17 protein-coding genes, 3 tRNA genes, 1 pseudogene and 1 riboswitch are annotated in these 21,771 nt (G+C 33.8%); of the genes and pseudogenes, 14 read left to right on the top strand and 7 right to left on the bottom strand.

All coding sequences use genetic code 11. From position 1 onward, the window contains the following. The coding region (locus tag AC1DCD_RS07745) for a hypothetical protein (RefSeq protein ID WP_464643470.1) at window positions 1-181 on the top strand (181 nt) is incomplete at its 5' end. Between the two features lie 32 nt (window positions 182-213). Here the strand turns inward: AC1DCD_RS07745 and AC1DCD_RS07750 are convergent. Further along, window positions 214-286 (bottom strand) — tRNA-Met (locus AC1DCD_RS07750). Window positions 287-452: 166 nt separating this feature from the next. After that, window positions 453-698: a hypothetical protein gene (locus AC1DCD_RS07755; RefSeq protein WP_008448252.1), complete on the bottom strand. Its 246-nt coding sequence runs from the start codon at window positions 696-698 to the stop codon at window positions 453-455. Window positions 699-881: 183 nt separating this feature from the next. Further along, a riboswitch (TPP riboswitch) is annotated at window positions 882-981 on the top strand. A 71-nt stretch (window positions 982-1,052) separates the two neighbouring features. Here AC1DCD_RS07755 and thiD point away from each other — a divergent pair. The 5 genes from thiD (at window position 1,053) to AC1DCD_RS07780 (ending at window position 5,965) form a co-directional block, all read left to right on the top strand. After that, window positions 1,053-1,868, top strand: a complete 816-nt coding sequence (gene thiD, locus AC1DCD_RS07760) for a bifunctional hydroxymethylpyrimidine kinase/phosphomethylpyrimidine kinase (protein ID WP_060933311.1) — start codon at window positions 1,053-1,055, stop codon at window positions 1,866-1,868. Continuing rightward, complete coding sequence (locus AC1DCD_RS07765; RefSeq protein ID WP_353585709.1) at window positions 1,865-2,485, top strand: thiamine phosphate synthase; 621 nt, start codon at window positions 1,865-1,867, stop codon at window positions 2,483-2,485. Before thiD ends, AC1DCD_RS07765 begins: the two co-directional genes overlap by 4 nt. A 4-nt stretch (window positions 2,486-2,489) precedes the next feature. Continuing rightward, window positions 2,490-4,061 (top strand): phosphomethylpyrimidine synthase ThiC, encoded by a 1,572-nt coding sequence (gene thiC, locus AC1DCD_RS07770; protein WP_353585710.1) that lies wholly within the window; start codon window positions 2,490-2,492, stop codon window positions 4,059-4,061. Window positions 4,062-4,521: 460 nt separating this feature from the next. Continuing rightward, window positions 4,522-5,295 (top strand): sulfide-dependent adenosine diphosphate thiazole synthase, encoded by a 774-nt coding sequence (locus AC1DCD_RS07775; protein WP_353585711.1) that lies wholly within the window; start codon window positions 4,522-4,524, stop codon window positions 5,293-5,295. A gap of 79 nt (window positions 5,296-5,374) precedes the next feature. Further along, on the top strand, window positions 5,375-5,965 hold the full coding sequence (locus AC1DCD_RS07780) for a thiamine phosphate synthase (protein WP_464641061.1): 591 nt from the start codon (window positions 5,375-5,377) through the stop codon (window positions 5,963-5,965). Window positions 5,966-6,046: 81 nt separating this feature from the next. Here the strand turns inward: AC1DCD_RS07780 and AC1DCD_RS07785 are convergent. From AC1DCD_RS07785 to AC1DCD_RS07805, 5 genes and pseudogenes are all read right to left on the bottom strand, one after another. Beyond that, window positions 6,047-6,401 (bottom strand): annotated as a pseudogene (locus AC1DCD_RS07785) (transposase); the annotation flags it as partial. 89 nt (window positions 6,402-6,490) lie between these two features. Then, window positions 6,491-6,578, bottom strand: a tRNA-Ser gene (locus AC1DCD_RS07790). A gap of 16 nt (window positions 6,579-6,594) precedes the next feature. Beyond that, window positions 6,595-7,404, bottom strand: a complete 810-nt coding sequence (locus AC1DCD_RS07795) for a TatD family hydrolase (protein WP_464641059.1) — start codon at window positions 7,402-7,404, stop codon at window positions 6,595-6,597. A gap of 8 nt (window positions 7,405-7,412) precedes the next feature. Then, window positions 7,413-8,387 carry a polyprenyl synthetase family protein gene (locus AC1DCD_RS07800; protein ID WP_464641057.1) on the bottom strand — a complete coding sequence of 325 codons (975 nt, stop codon included), beginning with the start codon at window positions 8,385-8,387 and terminating at the stop codon, window positions 7,413-7,415. Between the two features lie 58 nt (window positions 8,388-8,445). Beyond that, window positions 8,446-9,231 (bottom strand): energy transducer TonB, encoded by a 786-nt coding sequence (locus AC1DCD_RS07805; protein ID WP_036854939.1) that lies wholly within the window; start codon window positions 9,229-9,231, stop codon window positions 8,446-8,448. 267 nt (window positions 9,232-9,498) lie between these two features. Between AC1DCD_RS07805 and cmk the strand changes: the two genes are divergently transcribed. From cmk to AC1DCD_RS07845, 8 genes are all read left to right on the top strand, one after another. Further along, window positions 9,499-10,227 (top strand): (d)CMP kinase, encoded by a 729-nt coding sequence (cmk, locus tag AC1DCD_RS07810; RefSeq protein ID WP_464641055.1) that lies wholly within the window; start codon window positions 9,499-9,501, stop codon window positions 10,225-10,227. 944 nt (window positions 10,228-11,171) lie between these two features. After that, on the top strand, window positions 11,172-12,254 hold the full coding sequence (locus tag AC1DCD_RS07815) for an agmatine deiminase family protein (protein WP_464641053.1): 1,083 nt from the start codon (window positions 11,172-11,174) through the stop codon (window positions 12,252-12,254). Then, window positions 12,247-13,134, top strand: a complete 888-nt coding sequence (locus AC1DCD_RS07820) for a carbon-nitrogen hydrolase (protein ID WP_008448104.1) — start codon at window positions 12,247-12,249, stop codon at window positions 13,132-13,134. Before AC1DCD_RS07815 ends, AC1DCD_RS07820 begins: the two co-directional genes overlap by 8 nt. Before the next feature lie 123 nt (window positions 13,135-13,257). Next, window positions 13,258-13,331 (top strand) — tRNA-Arg (locus AC1DCD_RS07825). A gap of 230 nt (window positions 13,332-13,561) precedes the next feature. Beyond that, window positions 13,562-15,817 (top strand): TonB-dependent receptor family protein, encoded by a 2,256-nt coding sequence (locus AC1DCD_RS07830; RefSeq protein ID WP_464641051.1) that lies wholly within the window; start codon window positions 13,562-13,564, stop codon window positions 15,815-15,817. Window positions 15,818-15,863: 46 nt separating this feature from the next. Continuing rightward, entirely contained in the window at window positions 15,864-19,253 is a 3,390-nt protein-coding gene (locus AC1DCD_RS07835; RefSeq protein WP_464641049.1) for a SusC/RagA family TonB-linked outer membrane protein, read from the top strand. A 1-nt stretch (window position 19,254) separates the two neighbouring features. Continuing rightward, on the top strand, window positions 19,255-20,784 hold the full coding sequence (locus tag AC1DCD_RS07840; RefSeq protein ID WP_464641047.1) for a RagB/SusD family nutrient uptake outer membrane protein: 1,530 nt from the start codon (window positions 19,255-19,257) through the stop codon (window positions 20,782-20,784). 33 nt (window positions 20,785-20,817) lie between these two features. Then, window positions 20,818-21,771, top strand: a complete 954-nt coding sequence (locus AC1DCD_RS07845; RefSeq protein WP_464641045.1) for a putative zinc-binding metallopeptidase — start codon at window positions 20,818-20,820, stop codon at window positions 21,769-21,771.

Genomic DNA, 21,771 nt, shown 5'->3' on the forward strand with positions numbered 1-21,771 from the left:
ATTGGTGATTCTTCATGATGCAAAGATAACAAATACTTATGAAATTATGTGCCTGAGAGGAGAGGGCTTGCAACTGGATTTTAGGACTGACCCCCTATCCCCCACTGATTTTCTACTGAGCCCTACTGACCCCCTATATCTGCATCATATAAGAATCTATGTGAAAAAAAAAGATGCTTAAAAAGTATATGATTAACTTTTAAGCATCTATTGTTGCGGAGGCAAGACTCGAACATGCGACCTCCAGGTTATGAGCCTGGCGAGCTACCAACTGCTCCACTCCGCGGTATAAAAAACGACTAAAACAGATATAAATTCTGTTTCTTATTAGTGAGTGCAAAGGTAATAATAATTATGGGAAATGCAAAGGGAAATTGAAATATAATTATAAATTTAACAATAAAACACTATTTAAAACATTTTTACATATTGCTACTTGCTATCGAATATATTTATAACATTTTTTCTAAGTCTTCTATAGCTCTTTTAATATCTACTGCAAAAGTTGAATGATTAAGTAGGAAATCATTATTTCCATGCGATAAAAGCTTATAAAGATCAGTATTCATACATTCCACAAATGAATTAATAGCTAATTCTATATCATCTTTTTGCTGTAAGCTATTTGAAAATTTATATACTCTATACTTCTGATGAAAGAAGCTATAAGCCTGTTCTATACTATCTTTTGTAATCATTTTTGTTTTTCTTATTTGTATTATATATTAATGTGTACTGTCACCATAAATATGCAAAGATAATTATCTTTTAAATTACTAAGTTATGATTATTCAAAAAAATGCAGTATTTGCAGAAATTATATCTATTTTCTTGCAAGAATCTTTAAAAAGCACTAACTTCGCACACAGATAAATTTCGAATAACCGAACATGGGGTGCCATTCTGTTGAATGAGCTGAGATTACACCCGTATAACCTGATGCAGGTAATGCTGCCGTAGGAATTGCTAATAAAGTAATATTTAGGTTTATCATATACAGGATTATTTATGTGCCTCATTGTACGTTATCTACATTTTTAGGTGATGTATTTATGAATTATTGCAAAACATTGACTATTGCAGGTTCAGATAGTAGCGGAGGGGCTGGTATTCAAGCAGATATTAAAACGATGTCTGCTTTAGGATGTTATTCTACTACTGTGATAACAGCTATTACTGCTCAAAACACACTTGGAATATATGCGATTGAAAAAATTAGTTATAAAATTATAGCTAAACAGTTAGAAGCTGTGTTAGATGATATTCGCCCAGATGCTATAAAAATAGGAATGGTAAATGATACAAAATCAATAGAAGCGATAGCTGATATATTGCAAGGGGTTAGTGATATTCCTATAATAATAGACCCTGTTATGGTTTCAACGACAGGATCACAATTAATGGAAGAAAGTGCAATTAAAATTTTTCGGAAAAAGTTAATACCATTATCTATACTTCTTACACCAAATATTCCAGAAGTAGAAGTTTTAATCAATAGAAAGATAACAAATATAAAAGATGTGTTATCTGTAGCTAATCGTTTAATTGATCTTAATTGTAAAGCTGTGTTAGTAAAAGGAGGACACTTAGATGGAAAAGAGAAAGTGGACTATTTACTAAGAAAGCAATATCCTATAATACCTTATACTTCACCTATGGTAAAAACCAGTAATAATCATGGAACTGGTTGTACTTTGTCTTCTGCCATTACATCTTTTATAGCAAGAGGAGAAGATATAGAACAAGCTATACAAAAGGCTAAGGAATATATTACCCAGTCTTTAATAGCAGGAGCAAACATAAAAATAGGTCAAGGACACGGTGCTGTTAATCATTTTTATAATCCTCAAAAATTAATAAAACGATGAAATATTTACAATTTATAACACATAAAAATAAACGTTTTGGCTATCTTGAAGGAGCTATGTTAGCACTAAAAGGAGGCTGTAAGTGGGTTCAATTACGTATGAAGGAAGCTTCAGACAGTGATTTTTTATCTCTTGGTAAAAAAATATCTACATTGTGTAAAGCGTACGGAGCTACTTTTATAGTAGATGATCGTGTAGAAATGGTAAAATATTTAAATGCAGATGGAGTGCATTTGGGTAAAAATGATATGCCTATAGAAGAAGCTCGTAGTATACTTTCATCGGATAAAATTATTATAGGTGGGACTGCTAATACTTTTGACGACATTAAAAAATTATATAAAGAAGGTGTAAATTATATAGGATGTGGACCTTTTAGATATACGCAAACAAAGAAGCAACTTGCTCCTATTTTAGGAATAGAAGGTTATAAAAAACTACTTAGGGAAATGAAAGAAGAAAATATAAATTTACCAATAATAGCTATAGGTGGTATTCAAAGAAGCGATATAGCAGAATTATCAGAAATAGGATTAGACGGAATAGCTATAAGTAGCACCATACTCTGTGCAGATAATCCTATAAAAGAAATGAAATCAATAATACAATTAATATAACATTATGAATAACAATATTAAAATAGTGTATCCGTCGTCGGAAAAATTTTATATGAAGGGAAAGCTCTTTCCTCATATTAAAGTAGGAATGCGTAAAATAAAACTTACCCCTACAGTGAAAATTGTAGATGGTAAGAAAATACAAAAAGAAAACTATCCTATAATAGTTTATGATACAAGTGGTGCATATAGCGATCCTGAGATAGAGATAAATTTAGAAAAAGGACTCCCTAAGCTGCGTGAGAAATGGGTAAAAAAACGTACCGGAACTTTGATGTATTATGCTAAGCAAGGAATAATTACAGAAGAGATGGAATATGTTGCCATTCGTGAAAATATGAATTGTAAAGATTTAGGTATAGAAACTCATATTACACCAGAATTTGTTTGTAAAGAGATAGCTGCAGGTAGAGCTGTAATACCTGCAAATAAGAAACATACAGAAAGTGAGCCAATGATAATAGGTAACAGATTTTCTGTAAAAATAAACACTAATATAGGCAACTCACACGAAAATTCAAGTATTGAGGAAGAAGTAGAAAAAGCTGTATGGAGTTGTAAATGGGGCGGAGACACTATAATGGATTTGTCTACAGGTGATAATATCCACGAAACAAGAGAGTGGATTTTACGAAATTGTCCAGTACCTGTAGGTACAGTTCCGATGTATCAGGCTTTTGAAAAAGTTAAAGGGAAAGCAGAAGATTTAACATGGGAAATCTTTCGTGATACGCTTATAGAGCAATGTGAGCAAGGCGTAGATTATTTTACTATACATTGTGGTATCAGATTAAAAAACATATCACTTTCAAAAGGTCGACTCACAGGTATGGTGAGTAGAGGTGGTAGCATTATATCTAAATGGTGTCAGGTGCATAACAAAGAAAGTTTTTTATATAGCCATTTTGATGATATTTGTGATATTTGCGCTAAATATGATGTAGCAATATCTTTAGGTGATGGCTTACGTCCTGGCTCTACTTATGATGCTAACGATGCAGCACAGTTTGCAGAACTTGACACAATGGGAGAATTAGTAGAGCGAGCCTGGAATAAAAATGTTCAGGCTTTTATAGAAGGACCAGGACATGTGCCTATGCATAAAATCAAAGAAAATATGGAACGTCAGAAACAGAAATGTCATGGAGCACCATTCTACACTTTAGGCCCACTTGTAACTGATATTGCTCCTGCTTATGACCATATTACAAGTGCGATCGGAGCTGCCATGATAAGTTGGTACGGAACTGCTATGATATGTTATGTAACCCCAAAGGAACATTTGTCTCTACCTAATAAAGAAGATGTGCGTACAGGAGTTATTACTTATAAAATAGCTGCTCATGCAGCGGACTTGGCAAAAGGGCACCCTGGAGCTACTATAAGAGATAATGCACTAAGTAAAGCGCGATACGAGTTTCGTTGGAAAGATCAGTTTTATCTATCATTAGATCCAGAAAAAGCTCGTGAATACTGGGAAGCATCTAATAAAGTAGGAGGGAAATATTGCACTATGTGTGGACCAAACTTTTGTGCTATGCGCATCAGTCAAACATTAAATGATTGTGATAAATAATAGAAAGATATAATATTTTAATTAAATTTTTGATATGTCCCGATACATATAGAACCGAACTTTAATTAGTCGATTATCAAAGAACTCATTGGCTGGTAGGCAAAGGCATAGATACATTTTCTAACGGACTATTGTTACCTAATTTCCCATTAATATTTGGACGAAAGATGTTTTTATAATAGGGCAAAAATGTTTCGCCTCTACATTGTGTTATGGAATATTTTTAGTGAGAATTTGCAGTGGGCAAATAGGTGTAGGGGAGTTTGCTAATGATTGTGCAATTGTGTATTGTTCTCGAATCGTTAAAATGTTGTTAAAAAGAGGTATCTAAAAGCAAATTGTTTCTTTTATTCATATTAACAGAGGAAGAATCTAAAACTCTTCTTCAGCCTATTTTAGCAAATGGGAAAAGTATTCAAAAGAATAAATTTACTATAATAAATTAAATAAATTAAGAACTATGATTGAAAAAGAAATTTCAAAAGGTATCATTACTACCTATTTTGAAAAGATGGAGAAAAGTTTAGATTTAGATGTAGCTATTGTTGGCGGTGGTCCTTCAGGAATTGTTGCTGCTTATTATATAGCAAAAGCAGGATTAAAGGTGGCTTTATTTGACAGAAAATTATCACCAGGTGGTGGTATGTGGGGAGGTGCAATGATGTTCAACCAGATAGTTATACAGAAAGAAGCGTTGGATATTATTAAAGAATTTGAGATAGACTATGAACAATATAGCGATAACTTATTTACAACAGATTCTATAGAATGTACAGCAGCCATACTCTATAAGGCTGTACATGCAGGGGCAACTATTTTTAATTGTTATTCAGTAGAAGATGTTGTGTTTAAAAATAATATTGTAAGTGGTGTTGTTGTTAATTGGACACCTGTGTTACGTGAAGGTTTGCATGTAGATCCTTTAAACATTATGGCTAAATTTGTTATAGATGGTACTGGTCATGATAGTGAGATATGCAAGGTTGTAGCACGAAAAAACAACATAACACTCAATACTTCTACGGGTAAAGTTGTTGGTGAACGCTCTTTAGATGTAATAGAGGGAGAACAGCAAGTGGTAGAGGGAAGTAAAGAGATTTATCCTGGGCTTTATGTTTGTGGTATGGCATCGTCAGCAGTAGGAGGAACTCCTCGCATGGGACCTATTTTTGGAGGTATGCTCATGTCTGGCAAGAAAGTAGCCGATATATTAATTAAGCGTATTCAGTCATAATATAACGATAAAAGGAGGGGTAAATATTTACTAATAGTAAAAGCTGATTAGTAATGCTCCTCCCCTTATAAAGGTATTTATGCAAATCATTGTGATTACACTCCCTACGTTTATAGAAAAAGAAAGTAATATTATAGAGAAATTGTTTTCATTAGGAGTAGATAGAATACATATACGGAAACCTAACGCTTCTATAAGTAAATGTAGAGAACTTATAAAGGAAATTCCGTCTTATTACCATTCAAAATTATCACTACATGATAACTTTGAATTGACAGATGATTTTAATATAGGAGGATTACATTTAAACCAAAGAAACCCATTTATACCAAAGTCTTTTAAAGGAATTGTTTCAAGATCTTGTCATAGCTTAAAAGAGATAATAAAATATAAAGCATCGGTTAATTATCTTTTCCTTAGTCCTATTTTTGATAGTATCTCTAAAAAAGGATATATGTCAGCCTTCACTGATGAAAACTTAGTTTTAGCTTGTAAGCAAAAAATAATAGATGATAAAGTTTATGCGTTAGGAGGTATATCTTTGAAAAATATTAAGCAGTTACCTTATTATGGTTTTGGAGGTGCAGTTCTTTTAGGAGATGTATGGGAAAAAGTTGATACAAAAAGTTTTGAAAGTTATATTAAGCAGCTAATAACAAATTCGATATAACTTCAAAGGTGTTAATATGATAAGCCCAAATCGGTCATTAGAAAAAGCTTTTTGTCATTTTCTAATGACCGATTTGGGTTAAATGTTACGCAAACGGCATACAGTTATACTATCTGGAGCGCAGTCATCTAATCCTAAACCAACAAAGCGACTAAAGGACAGACGGTCATTTACCTGCTCTTCAACCTCACCATCACTCAAGCCATACCATGTACGAAGAAGTTCGGTCTTGAACAACACAAGGCCGTCATGGCTTGGACGAACAGTGGGACGGTTGCCTTTGGTGTAAGCAATTTCAATAAGTCCACGAATGGGATTCCAGTCGATTATCTGATCAATTTGAAAGAAAAAGGTCTTTTTAACCTTATGATGACCAACCAATTAGGTTAGCAAAACCCGGAGAAGAAGGACGTTGTTTCGTACTATAAAGGTACAAAAATATGATGAAATGAGCAAATCTTGAACAATGAGGTTTACAGAGGTTTTACAATATTTTTGTAAAATGCTGATAGTCAAGGTTTACTGCGGAGGGAGAGGGATTCGAACCCTCGAAACGCTTTAGGCGTTTACACGCTTTCCAGGCGTGCCTCTTAAACCACTCGAGCATCCTTCCTCAATATAAAGGAAAATTAAGCCATAAATGCTAATGGGAAAATTCTCTTTACATTTTTATTAGTAATCTTAGCAATATCTTCTTTACATACGTTATAAGCATCAGATAATACTTCCAACACTTTTATTATATATGCACTTTCATTCCTGCTACCACGTAGCGGTACAGGAGCCATATAAGGACTATCAGTTTCCAAAACGAGTCTGTCTAATGGCACAGCAGCAGGTAAATCTTCGCGTAAATGGCTCGATTTAAATGTAGAAACCCCTCCAATGCCGATACTAAACTTTTCAAACTGCAAAAAGTTTTCAGCTTCTTTAGTATTACCTGTAAAGCAATGAAAGACGCCACCGGGCAATTCTTTTATGTATGGTTTCATCTGGTTTATCATCTCGTTTTGAGCTTTTCGACAATGTATCATTAAAGGTAACTTTGTCTCAATGCTCCATTTCATCATTTCTTCAAAAACAATAATTTGTTCCTTTTCAAATTCACGCGACCAATAGAAATCTAATCCTACCTCTCCTATTGCTATAACCTTTATATTATTTTCTTTTTTATTATCTATCTGCTGTTTTAAGAAAGATTTCATATTAGATAACACAGCTATATAGTTTGCTTTCACCTCTTCAGGATGTAGACCTATCATAGGGTAACAATAAAATGGATATTGCTTGCAAAGCTCCATAACGGAATAAGCTGAAGATAAATCTATTGAAGGTATAAATATTTTATCTACTCCAGCTTTCTTTGCTCTGGATATTACCTCTGGTAAATCTTCTTTATAATCATCTACATCAAGGTGAGCATGTGTATCTATAATCATGATTTATATTATTTTTTACGATGCATCAAATTTTGTGCAAAGTTAATCAATTCCTGCTTATTTTCATCATTTACTGATACTTTTGATAGATAAATTTTACTTTCTTCAAAGTATCTATTTATCTTATCTATAGCAAGCTTATCTATACCTATTTCTGTATATAGCTTAGTAATAGCTTTTATCTTCTTGTTAGCATCAAAGTCTTTTTTGTTAATCCAGTAGTTTAACTCTTCTTTTTGTTTTTGTGTAGCTTTGTTAAAAGCATTTATAAGCATATAAGTTTTTTTATTTGAAATGATATCTCCTCCTATTTGTTTCCCAAAAACATAAGGATCTCCATATACATCGAGATAATCATCTTGTAGCTGGAAGGCTAAGCCTATTTTTTCACCAAAAAGATATAAATTGTTTGCATCTTTTTCAGAAGCATTACCTAACATAGCTCCCATCTTTAAGGCACATGCTAAGAGTACGCTCGTTTTTAAGCGTATCATTTCTATGTATTCAGCTTCTGTAACATCGTTTCTATGTTCAAACTCCATGTCTAATTGTTGCCCCTCCCCTATTTCTAATGCTGTTACAGTAAATAAATCAAGCAATGCTTTCAAACAAGACGGATTACCTCTTGTTATACGTTCAAATGCTAAGACTAACATAGTATCTCCTGAGAGAATTGCAGTGTTTGCATTCCATTTTTCATGCACAGTTTGATGACCACGGCGTAAAGGAGCACTATCCATCAAATCGTCATGCAGCAAAGTATAATTATGATATGTTTCTAAACCACAGGCTTGATTTAAAATGCTTTCAGGATCATCTTTATACATATTATAAGCTAAAAGCATCAATACAGGGCGAATGCGTTTGCCTCCTAAAGATAAAACATATTTTATAGGTTCATACAAGCTCTTTGGCTCTCTGTCATAAGCTAAAGTGGCTATATAATTATTAATAATGCTGAATATCTTATCTGAACTATACATAATCTTTTTAGTCTTGTTAAAGTTTTATTTTCAGAAATGCTTTATATCTAAAGAGTTTTTACAACTTAAAAACAATAGGAATTTCTACCATCGATTTACAAGGCTTATTTTTATTTAAACCAGGTTTCCACTTTCCCATTATGTGCATTACACGCAGCACTTCTTCTTCCATGTCTTTATCTTTTCCGTTTTTTATTTTTATATTACTTACATAACCTGATTCTGAAATAATAAAAGTAACATTTACTACTCCTTCTACTCCAGCCATCTTTGACTCCGTAGGATACTGTAATGATTTTGTAAGCCATTTCATAAACATAGCCCACCCTCCTGGCGGTGTGGGAGTTTCTGATAAAATACGCTTATCTATCTTGCTATCTATGCGTTCCACATCGGCTAATGCATCATCGTCAGACATTTTTGTAGTAATCTTCTTAGCATCTTGCTCTACTTTGGGTACTGGTGGAAGCACTATTGGTGTATAAGTAAGCATAACCTCATCGGTCATACGCGGAGCTGCAGTTATCTTATCATTCGACTGCATACTACCTACACTACGAGGGGTTACCTTTACAGGATTATCGCTACGTTTTAAGTTTAACATATCTTCCACTGTAGGTTTTTTATCATTCTTATGCTTTGTGATATTGGTTTGATCTATAGCGGGAAGCATATCTAAACTATGAAGCTGAACGTTGGTAATCTTTTTCACATTGCTGCTATCAGTCCCATCATTATATTCTAATGCTACAAAGAATATAGACAAGGAGATGATGATTCCTAACATAAATCCCACCCAACGCTTATTCTCCAGATCAGCCTCCTTTGATTTCTTTATTTCCAAATCTTAAATCCTTTATATTATACCATTCTTCTTAGGAAAAATCTAAATAGCTAATACTGATCTTTCTTCTACCTTTATTGTTAAGTAAATATATGAAATATTCACCCAAACATATTTTCATTATACAAAAGTAAGAAGTTATTCGGAAAAAGATGTAACTTTGTTGAAAAATTACAAATCATTATATTAAAAAGATAATAATCTTTCTTTATCATTGCTTATAAGATTATTTATAAGCTATACAAGAAATAAAACAAAGATATAAATATGAACGAAAAAAAAATTGTGATAGCAATAGATGGTTTCTCTTCTTGCGGGAAAAGTACTATGGCAAAAAATCTTGCAAAAACACTAAAATATATATATGTAGATACGGGAGCTATGTATCGTTCGGTAACTCTTTACGCATTAAGAAATGGCTTTTTTAACATAGATGGAAGTGTAAAGGAAAAAGAATTATACAATAACATGCCTAATATAAAAATATCTTTCAAACTTAACATGGAAACTGGGCGTCCTGACACATATCTTAATAATGAAAATGTAGAAGAAGCTATTAGAACAATGGAAGTATCTTCACATGTTAGCTCTATTGCTGCTTTAAGTTTTGTGCGTCAAACCTTAGTGCAACAACAGCAAGCTATGGGTAAAGAAAAAGGGATTGTTATGGATGGGCGCGATATAGGAACAGTAGTTTTTCCTAAAGCAGAGCTGAAAATATTTGTAACTGCATCTGCTGAGATACGTGCACAACGAAGATATGAAGAACTAAAAGCAAAAGGCTTAGATGCTAATTTTGATGAAATACTCAAAAACGTAAAAGAACGCGATTATATCGACTCACATCGTGCTACGTCGCCTCTACGACGAGCAAAAGACGCTATAGAGCTAGATAATAGTAATCTTACTATTGAGCAGCAACAAGAATGGTTGATAAACGAAGTAAAAAAAATATATAATTGCTTACGACGATTTGTAAAAATATCTGCAGAATAACTCTTTTTTACAACAAAACACAATATGTAACAAAACGAAAGAATTTATATAGATAAAAAGAGATTAATATAACAGAGAACTTATTTTGCAAAAATAAAAACGACAACGTTTATTGTGTAATAGCGCATCTTAAAAGAGTGTAAACTTAAGATATATGGTAGAAAAATAGATTATTTTTCTACCATTTTTAATTTATTTTTAATGGAAAAATAATTTATTTTTCTCTCCTAATCATATCTTCTTTCCTCTTTACATAGCAAGTTTTATACTATTAATAAGCACCTTATGCAAGTAAGAATAATATATGCAGACTAATCATGTCTAAAACCTTGCTAAAAAGAAATTATAAATAAGCAGGGAAAATCACTTTCAGTATTCTGTTATTATACATGAGAAATATTTACGAAATAGTACTTTGCATGTACAAAATAAAGGGTGTGTCAATATTTAGACACACCCTTTATTTTTATATCCCTCCCTATAAAGGGAATTAAATTTTAAACTTATACTTTTTCTAAACTCTCTCTTTTCATGGCTATGCCATGCAGTTTACACGTCCCTCATTGTATGCACGAATAGCATTTGTGAGGTAGTTAAACAACTTTTTTACAATCTCTAAATTCATCATTCTTTCTTTCATAATCATCTTTGTTTTATCTTTCTGTTATCCTGTTTTCGAAGGCAAAGTTACGATATGAAAAACATGAAAACCAAAAAAAAAGGATTTTTTAGACGATTTTATGCTGTTTTTTTGACGAGAGTCAAAACTTTTGACTTGTATCAACTACTTCATTTGATATACATCAATCTTTTGGATTGATATATATCAGCCATATAGGATAATAATAGCATCTTTTACACAGAAAAAAAAGAGCTAAACGCTTGAAAAACTTTTTCTTTTAATCGGATTAGCGTATCTTTGCATAATAATATAGAATAATAAAATGGATAAAAACATAGAAAACTCTTTCAGATTACCAGCAGAATGGGAGCAACAAAGTGGAATAATGTTAATCATGCCGCATGAAGATACTGACTGGAAACCATATCTAAAAGAAATTATTTCTACTTACGTAGATATAATAGATGCTATTACGCGCTATGAAGACTTAGTTCTTATAACGAGAAATATAAAAAAGACCAAAGAGCTTTTTGCTACAAAATTATCAGAAAGGCAGATAAGACGAATAATATTCTTTAAGTGTGATAATAATGATACATGGGCACGTGATGTAGCACCTATAAGTTTGATAAACGAAGATGGCGTACAACGAATGCTCGACTTTTGTTTTAATGGTTGGGGGGAGAAATTTCCGTATGAGAAAGATAACAAGATCAATTTGCAAATGGCTCAAGCAGACATATTTAATGCAGAGATGAAGAGTCATAAAGATTTTATTCTTGAAGGTGGGTCTATAGAAAGTGATGGCAAGGGTACGCTTTTTACAACTACAAGCTGTTTACTTGCTCCACATCGCAATGAGCCATTTACACAAACAGAAATAACCACTTACCTACTCCAAAATATCCCATCAAAACGTATAATATGGTTAGAACATGGTTCTTTAAAAGGAGATGATACTGACGGACATATTGACACAATAGTAAGATGTGCACCTAATGATACCTTATTATATATAAAATGTGAAGATAAAAATGATGTTCATTATTCTGATTTTAAAAAATTAGAAGTTCAGCTAAAAACTCTTCGCACACTTAATGATAAGCCTTATCGCTTACTTGCCTTACCTTTCCCTGAAGCTATATATGATGATGGAGAGCGGCTACCTGCTACATATGCTAACTTTGTAATATTAAATGGCGCTGTGTTAGTACCTACTTACAATCAACCTAAAAATGATGCTAAGGCTTTAGAGATTATTAAGTTAGCCTTTTCAGGTTATGATATAATTGGGATAGATGCGCAAGTGGTAATACGTCAGCATGGGTCGCTACATTGCTTAACAATGCAATTGCCCAAAGGAATTATTTCTAATAACAAAAAAATGAATACTGATTATGAATAAAATAATAAAAATAGGTTTTTTACAGTTGCATAATGTAGCTGATATAAGTGAAAACATAAAAAACATAACAGAAGGTATTAAAAGTCTTGCAGAAGATGGCGCGCAACTTATAGTTTTACAAGAGTTACATAATTCGCTGTATTTTTGTCAGGTAGAAGATGTTAATAATTTTGATCTTGCAGAAACAATACCCGGCTTTTCTACAGATCTTTATAGTAAATTGTCTAAAGATCTTGGTATTGTACTTGTTACCTCTTTGTTTGAAAAAAGAGCAGCAGGATTATACCATAACACTGCTGTTGTATTTGAAAAAGATGGCACTATAGCAGGAAAGTATCGTAAAATGCACATTCCTGACGACCCTGCTTATTATGAGAAGTTTTATTTTACTCCTGGCGATTTAGGCTTTCACCCTATAAACACAAGTCTTGGCAAATTAGGAGTATTAGTATGTTGGGATCAATGGTACCCGGAGGCAGCCAGGCTAATGGCTCTGCAAGGGGCAGAAATCTTAATTTATCCAACAGCAATAGGTTATTCTAAAAGTGATACAAAGGAAGAACAGGCGCGACAGTTAGATGCTTGGAAAACAGTAATGCGAGGACATGCTGTAGCAAATAATTTACCTGTCATTGCCGTTAATCGTGTAGGTTTTGAGCCTGATCCAAGTAAACAAACCGAAGGTATAGAGTTTTGGGGTAGCTCTTTCATAGCTGGTCCGCAAGGAGAAATTCTTTACCAAGCTTGTAACAACAAAGAAGAAAAAATGATAATAAAGCTCGATCTCTACCATTCAGAAGAGGTTAGACGTTGGTGGCCTTTCTTACGTGATAGGCGTATAGAGGCATATAATGATATAACAAAAAGGTTTATAGACTAAAAAAATATACGATTTTTTCTAAAAGACGCTCAAGGCAAATCATAAAGCTGTAAACTTTCAGTAATTACCCTTTGTTATATGCAAATATTAGCTTACCTTTGCAAGCTATAAAACATATATGTTGGCTCCGTAGCTTAGCTGAATAGAGCGCAGGATTCCGGTTCCTGAGGTCGTGGGTTTGAATCCCATCGGAGCCACTCTATATGAAATAACCTGAAACAATCTGAAACAATCTGAAACGCACAAACACGCGTAAGGCGTGTATAGCTGTAATAAAAAATACCTAAAAATAGGTATTGCACGTTTTTATTGCTCGTGCTAAATTTGCAGCGGAATAAATACTTACTTATTTAAGTAATAATTTTAAACTTCTTATTTTTTAGTTTTTTAAAGAGAATAATTAATTTAATAAAAAGACTTTCCCTTTATGCATGTTTCAATAAAAATGCTGTCTCTGCTATTAACACTGACTCCATTTAGAGGGTATGCTCAGCAAAATGAGAGCATACCTAAGTTGCCTAATAAGTCTATGACAGACTCTTTGCATCAGATTAACGAAGTAGTAGTAAGAGCAAACCAGATGTTAGGCAGCCAGTTTGAAGCTCGTAACCGTACAGGTTCGGCTTATTACATCTCACCAAAAGAGCTTGGTAAATTCGATTATACTGATATAAATCGTATGTTGAAGAGCGTTCCAGGAGTAAATATTTATGAAGAAGACGGGTTTGGATTACGCCCTAACATTAGTTTGCGTGGTACACAGGCTGAACGTAGCGAACGTATTACCTTAATGGAAGATGGTATATTAGCAGCTCCTGCACCATATGCGGCTCCTGCAGCTTATTACTTTCCTAATGCGGCACGTATGTATGCCATAGAAGTGTTAAAAGGTAGTAGCCAGGTGCAATACGGGCCATTTACAACAGGAGGTGCTATAAACTTAGTATCAACCCCTATACCGCAGGACAAATTAATAAGATGTAGTATGTCGGCAGGTAGTTTTGGTAGTCTAAAGATACAAACAGCCATAGGTAAAAGCTTTAAGAACACAGGGTTTTTGATAGAATATTTACGTTATCAGGCTCGTGGCTTTAGGCATGATACCCCCGATGAGCGAACAGGTTTTAAACGCAATGACGTAATAGCTAAGTGGATGATACGTACAAACAGAGAAGATGGTATAAATCACAGATTAGAGCTAAAGTATGGATTTGCTAACGAAACTTCCGACGAAACATACCTTGGTCTTACTGATCAGGACTTTGCTGTTAAGCCATATTTTAGATATGCAGGAGCACAAAAAGATAATTTAGTAACGCGCCATTCCCAGTTTTCAGCTACATATATAATAAAAGGTATGCGCTCATGGGACATAACTACACAGGCATATTATAATTATTTTTTTAGGAATTGGTATAAGCTCAACGAAGTGCGTACAGGTTATACCAAAGCCGAACGTCGTTCAATAGGCGATGTGCTTGCCGATCCTATTACAAATAAAGATTACTTTGATATTCTTACTGGCAAGTCAAGCTACATAGGAGAAGCTCTAATGCTGCGTGCCAACCATCGTGTGTACCATTCACGAGGAGTCCAGATAAAGGGCGAATATAAAACAATGTTATACGGAGGATACTTTACAGGTGAAATTGGTATGCGTTACCATGCCGATAGTGAGGATCGTTATCAGCAAGATGATGGATATTCTATGAATAATGGGCGTATGGAGCTTTTTTTAAGAGGAGATCCGGGTAGCCAAGCTAATCGTATTACTACTGCTCATGCTTTATCAGGTTATGCTTTAGCAAAATGGGCAAAAGGTATGTTTACCTTTACTGCAGGAGTGCGTTATGAAGATGTAAAGTTATTAAACCGCGATTATACTAAAGCCGATTGGAGGCGTACAGGTATGATGCGTATAGAAATACCCAATAGTGCAAGAGCTTTTATGCCTGGCATAGGTATTAATTGTAAGTTAACGCCTCAATTATCATTGTTTTCAGGAATACATAAAGGATTTGCACCACCAAGTGCTTCTCTTGGTCAGAAAGCAGAGAGTAGTATTAATGTAGAGGCTGGTGTACGTTATGCAAATAAATGGCTCAAAGGAGAATTTATTGGTTTTAATAACAACTATTCTAACATGCTGGGTAGTGACCTTGCTGCACAAGGAGGATTAGGAACCTTAGACCAGTTTAATGTAGGACGAGCATTAGTGCGAGGTATAGAAATGCTAGTTCAGTGCCGCCCATTACCTGCTACATGGAAGGTGCAATTACCCATACAGCTATCTTACACCTTTACAGATACAAAAATGAAGAACTCATTTACAAGTGCATCATGGGGGCATGTTTTATATGGCGACGAAATCCCTTATATCTTTCGTCATGCTCTTAATGGGCAAATAGGTATAGAAAGTAAATGGGCTGATATACATTTTAATATGCGTTACAATGGCGATATGCGTACAGTTCCAGGACAAGGGAAGATAGCTCAACGTGAAAAAATACCAGCTAATTTCATAATAGATGCTACCGCTAAGATACATCTGATAAAAAATATAGACTTTACTATGAATATAGTAAATCTAACAAATAAGGTTTATATGGTTTCGAGGCATCCTTCAGGAGTGAGAGCAGGCTTACCTTTTGGTATATATGGAGGAGTACAATGGAAGTTATAATAAAAAATATATCAATAATAATATAATATAAAAACAAATAAGATTAATGAGAAGATCTGTATATATACAATCTATATCAATAAAAAGACTATTATGTCTATTTATCTTGTTATGCTCTTTATCAAAAATAATGGCACAAGAAAATGGATACATAACAGGTTCTGTTACCGATGCAAGTGGTGAGCCTATTGTAGGAGCTGTTATTGGTATTGTAGAAAATAAGCAAAAGACCGTTACGGATATAGATGGAAAATTTAGTATAAAAGCTATTAAAGGTCAAACTATTACAGTATCCTTTATAGGTATGCGTACCTTTAAAGAAAGTATTAAAACAACAGCCTTAAAAGTAGTTTTGCAAAATGATAGCAAAATGATAGATGAGGTTGTTGTAACAGGGTATCAAAACATAAGAAATCGTGTTTACACAGGTGCTTCCACAGCTGTTAAGATGACAGAAATAAAGCTCGAAGGTGTTGGAGATGTTTCACGTATGCTCGAAGGGCGTGTGCCAGGATTGTCTATTCAAAATATTTCTGGAACATTTGGTGCTGCACCACGTATTAATATCCGTGGCGGTGCTTCTATTATGGGCAATGTTCAGCCCTTATGGGTAATAGATGGTGCTGTTTATGAAGATTTAGTACATGTATCTCCTGAAGATTTAGCTTCTGGAGATGCTGTTACTCTTATTAGCTCAGCAGTAGCAGGTCTGAATCCTGCAGATATACAAGATATACAGATTTTAAAAGATGCATCAGCTACATCAGTATATGGTGCCCGCGCAGCTAATGGAGTTATAGTTATTACTACTAAAAGTGGTAAAAGAGAATCGCCTTTACAAATTAATTATACAACAGAAAACACATGGCGTCCTCGCCCAGATTATAGCCACTTTGACTTGCTAAACTCTCAAGAAACTATGGCCTTATATCAAGAAATGGAGGAAAAAGGATATTTTGATCCAGCAACATCATTATATGGACGTAGAGGCGGAGTATATCACCAAATGTATAAACAGCTCACTACTTATGATGAGAAAACTAATAATAGGTTACTACTAAACACAGAGAATGCTCGAAAAAATTTCCTACGGCAGAGAGAGTATGCTAACACAGACTGGTTTCAGATTTTGTTTGCAAACAGTCTTATGACTAACCATACATTAAGTTTGTCGGCAGGTGGTAAAAAAGTAGCCTCTTATGCTTCTATAGGTTATTACCATGATGCTGGTTGGACTATTGCCGACCAAGTACAACGGTTAACAACCAATATTAAGAATACTTTTTATATTACAAAAAATCTTACTGCTAAGCTATCCTTGCAAGGCAATATGCGTTTGCAAAACGCTCCCGGTACCCTACCCCAGAAAAAAAACACAATATCAGGAGCCTTTGAACGTGATTTTGATATAAACCCTTTTGCATATGCTTTAGGTACAAGCAGAACTCTTCGTCCTTATGATGAAAATGGGAAACGTGAATATTATCGTAATAACTGGGCTCCTTTTAATATATTAAATGAGTATGATAACAATCATTTAAAAATACGAGTAGTCGACTTTAAGTTGCAAACAGAGGCCACTTATAAGTTTACTGATGCTCTTAATCTAAAAACAATGTTTTCATACCGAAGAGCACATACAAGTACACAACATGAAATAGGTGAAAATTCTAATATAATAGGAGCTTATCGTGCTTGTGAAACACCATGGGTGGCAAATCAAAATATATACCTTGTAAAAGATATATACCAGCCCGGACTTATGCCTAAACCAGGCATACAACAAGGCGGCATACTTTTCTTAAATAATGCAGATATGCAAAGTATGTTAGCTCGTATAGCTATTGATTATGACAAGCAAATAGGATCACATGACCTAAAAGGATTTGCTTTTGGCGAAATAAGAACATTGCAACAGACAATAAGCTCTTTCAAAGGTTATGGCATTAGCTATCAACGTGGTAATGAGGTGCAAAGTGCGCCAGGTATTTTTGAGAAGATGTTCCAAGAGAATAATCCTTATTTTGCATTGCGCAATAGAGATGAGAGAGGAGTTACTTTTTCAGGGAATGCTACTTATGGATATAAAGGAAAATATATCTTTAATACAGTTGTAAACATTGAAGGCTCTAATGCAGCAGGAAGAGGAGCAACTGCATTATGGTTACCCACTTGGAATGTCGGTGCTAAATGGAATGTAGATAAGGAGAAATTTATGCAAGGTAATAATGCTATTTCTAAATTAGCTTTCCGCATTAGTTATGGTTTAACAGCTAAAATGAATGAAGCTGCGGCTAACGCATCGGTTATATATAAAGGTGGTATAGCACATAGACTAAATCTAAATGATAGAGAGAATAAATTAAATCTTATTTCATTAGAAAATAGAGACCTTACTTGGGAAAAAATGTACGAGCTAAATATAGGAGCTGATATGGCATTCTTTAATAATCGTATTTCGGCTACAATAGATGTGTATCAACGTAATACTTTCGATTTAATAGACTTAGTGCGTACGTCTGGTGTTGGTGGTCAATATTATAAATACGCCAACTTTGGAGATATGGTTTCTCGTGGTATAGAAATAGGATTGCATACTACAAATATTAGTACTAACTCATGGAAATGGAGTACGGACTTTACTTTCAGTGCTATTAATCAGAAAATAACTCGAATGCTTAATTCTCCAAATGCTTTTGATATGGTAGCTGGTAGAGGTCGAGGAAATGTGGTAGGTTATCCTAAAGGTTCACTTTTCTCTTTTAATTTTCAAAAGTTAGACAAAAACGGATTACCTAATTTTAATTTTGGAAGATATCCATTACCACAAAACGAATTGAAAGATATTGTGGGAGCAGATTTTAATGATACACAATACACTAAAACTTATTTACTATACCATGGCCCTATTGAGCCAAATATAGTAGGTGGTTTGGCAAATACAGTGAAATGGCATAACTGGGAATTATCTTGTTTCATTACAATGCAGGCTGGTAATAAGATAAGATTAAATCCTACATTTGATATGCAGTTTGCTGATTTGAATGTATTTTCTAAAAATTATCTAAACCGCTGGCTTAACCCGGGAGATGAATATCATACCGATGTCCCAACATTGCCTTCTAAAGAGATTATCAATATTATAGGAATAGAAAATATAGAAAAAGCATATAACACCTACAACTATTCGCAACTGCGTGTAGCTGATGGTAGTTTCGTTAGATTAAAAAATATAGCTTTATCCTATTTGTTAAAAGAAAAATGGATGAAAACAATAGGTCTGAAAAGTGGAAGTCTACGTTTTAATGTTACTAACCCACTGCTTATTTATGCAGATCCTAAACTACATGGACAAGATCCAGAATATTATCAGACTGGCGGTGTTTCACTACCTACTCCTATACAATATACTTTTACTTTAAATGTGGGTTTTTAAAATGAAAAAATATCTATATAAATATATCTTAATTTTCACCACTATTGCTCTATGTGGGTGTAACGATTTTTTATCAAAAGTACCCGATTCTGATATTGATTTAAATATTAATAACGAAAAAGGTATAGCGCAATTGCTAACTGGAGCCTACCCTGAAGCAAGTTATATTCCTTTCTTAGAACCTCGTACCGATAATGTTGGCCTTAGGACAAATGGTACACATACACAATTAAACGAAGAAATGTTTTATTGGGAAGATGATAACCAAGAAGATATAGATACACCTTTGAATTATTGGAATAGTTGCTATAAAGGTATAGCGCAGGCTAATGAAGCTTTAGAAATGCTAAAAGCCTATCCTAAGACAGAGCGCGTTAAAGCCCTATATGGAGAAGCCTTTTTGTTAAGAGCTTATCTTCACTTCATGTTAGTAAATATTTGGGCAGAGCCTTATGACAACACAAAACAATCTCCTGGTATACCTTATATTACTAAGCCTGAGAAAAACGCACTGATATCTTATAAAAGAGGTACTGTAAAAGAGGTGTATGATAAGATAGAAGCCGACTTAAAGCGTGGAATAACTTTAGTTAATGATAGGTATTATAAGCATCCTAAGTACCATTTTAATAAAAAAGCAGCTTACACTTTTGCTTCTCGGTTCTACTTAATGAAAGGAGATTGGCAAAAAGTAATAGATTATACGAACTATGTTTTAGGAGCAGATCCTAAAACGATGTTAAGAAATTGGATAGAATATTCACATCAATTTGAGTTTAAACGGCAACGTATGTTTACACGTTACACTTCGCCTGATGAGCCTGCTAATCTTTTAATATGTACAACAGAATCACGATGGGCAAGACAGATGCCTATAGACCGTTATGGAGCAACCAAGCAAACTGTTAATGAAATATTCAATAAAAGAGGCATTGAAGGTGGAGGAGATTTCTCAAAAATGACTTTTGAAGGTACATATCCATTTATCTATTCACCATCGCTTATAGTAAATGGTAAATACATTGCTAAATTTGATGAGTTGTCTACTACTGAAAGCATTGGTATAAAGCCAAGAGGTATTTATGTTAGCAATGTGTTATTTACAGCCGATGAAGCTTTGCTTAATAGAATGGAGGCTTATGCTATGCTAAAGCAGTATGATAATGCAATAAATGATTATCTACAATATATGCAGGGTAAGTTCGGCTTTATACCCACTATAGAAAGAGATATTTATATGCGCACAAGCGAAAACAATTATGATGAATATACACCTTTCTATGGTATGACTTTAAAACAGCTTGCATTAGTAAAACTATTTGCAGATTTCAGACAAAAAGAGTTTTTTGGAGAAGGCTTGCGTTGGTTTGACATTAGGAGATTTCATTTAAGCGTAAAACGTGATACTAAGTCTAAATATTATTTCCCTTTAGAGAAATATGATCCGCGTAAGGTGCTACAAATCCCAATAGAAGCACAAAACAACGGATTAGATCCTAACCCACGTGAGCGCAAAGAACCGATTAGATAAATATATATAACAGATAATTTATAACGATACAAAATGAGCATACATAAATATATTTTAGTATATGCTGTTCTATGGATATTTATAACAACATCTTGTCAGCATGATACGCTATCAGATGATAGTGTCATAGACAGAAATACTACTCAAACACAAACAGCACAATGGATAGAAGAAAATTTTACCAAAGTGTATGGTCCTGAAGTAATATATCAGTGGCAAAAGAATAATAGTCAAAACGGAGTTTACGTCTACCCTCCTGACACTACAAACATAAAACAAGTACTTAATGCTATTGGGACTTTATGTTTTGACACTTTTAAGGATATTCAAATAGAAGGTAAAGGAAGCCTACTTAATTATTGCTTACCTATACGCATTACATTATACGGTGGTGGAAATCCTGATAAAAACAGTGTTGAGCGTATGTATAATATAGCATCACAACCTGTAGAAATGAGTATTTACCATGTTAATGATTTTGATGCTAAAGATAAGCAGAAAGTTTATAGACTTATTCGCAGTGTATATCATCAGATGATGAAACGAATGTTAGAACAAATACCATATGATAGAGAAACATTTGCCACTATCAGTGATGGGAAATATATAAATGACACTCAATTATTATCCGATATAAAAGGTGCTAATAATGATATAGGATTGACAAGTTATGCTAATAAGCGTGGTTTTTTCACTTATCTTTCCATGCTAAATCCAGAAGATGATATGGCAGAAATGTTAAGCGTTATTTTAACATCTAAACCATCAAGGCTTAATAAAGCAGAAGAAGAAGCTAAAACACCAGATGAAGATTCTGATCCAGAAGTAAATAATACTTATAAAAAAGAAGCAGAACGTGCTTACCATGATTTTATAGCAAAAAAAGCGTTTGTCGAAAAATACACTTGGGACAATTGGCATGTTAAATTGCTTACAATACAACTTAAAAGCATCAGAACTTTGGATAAATATCTAAACAAAAAATAA

The organism is Prevotella sp. C0209C1 (assembly GCF_056583855.1).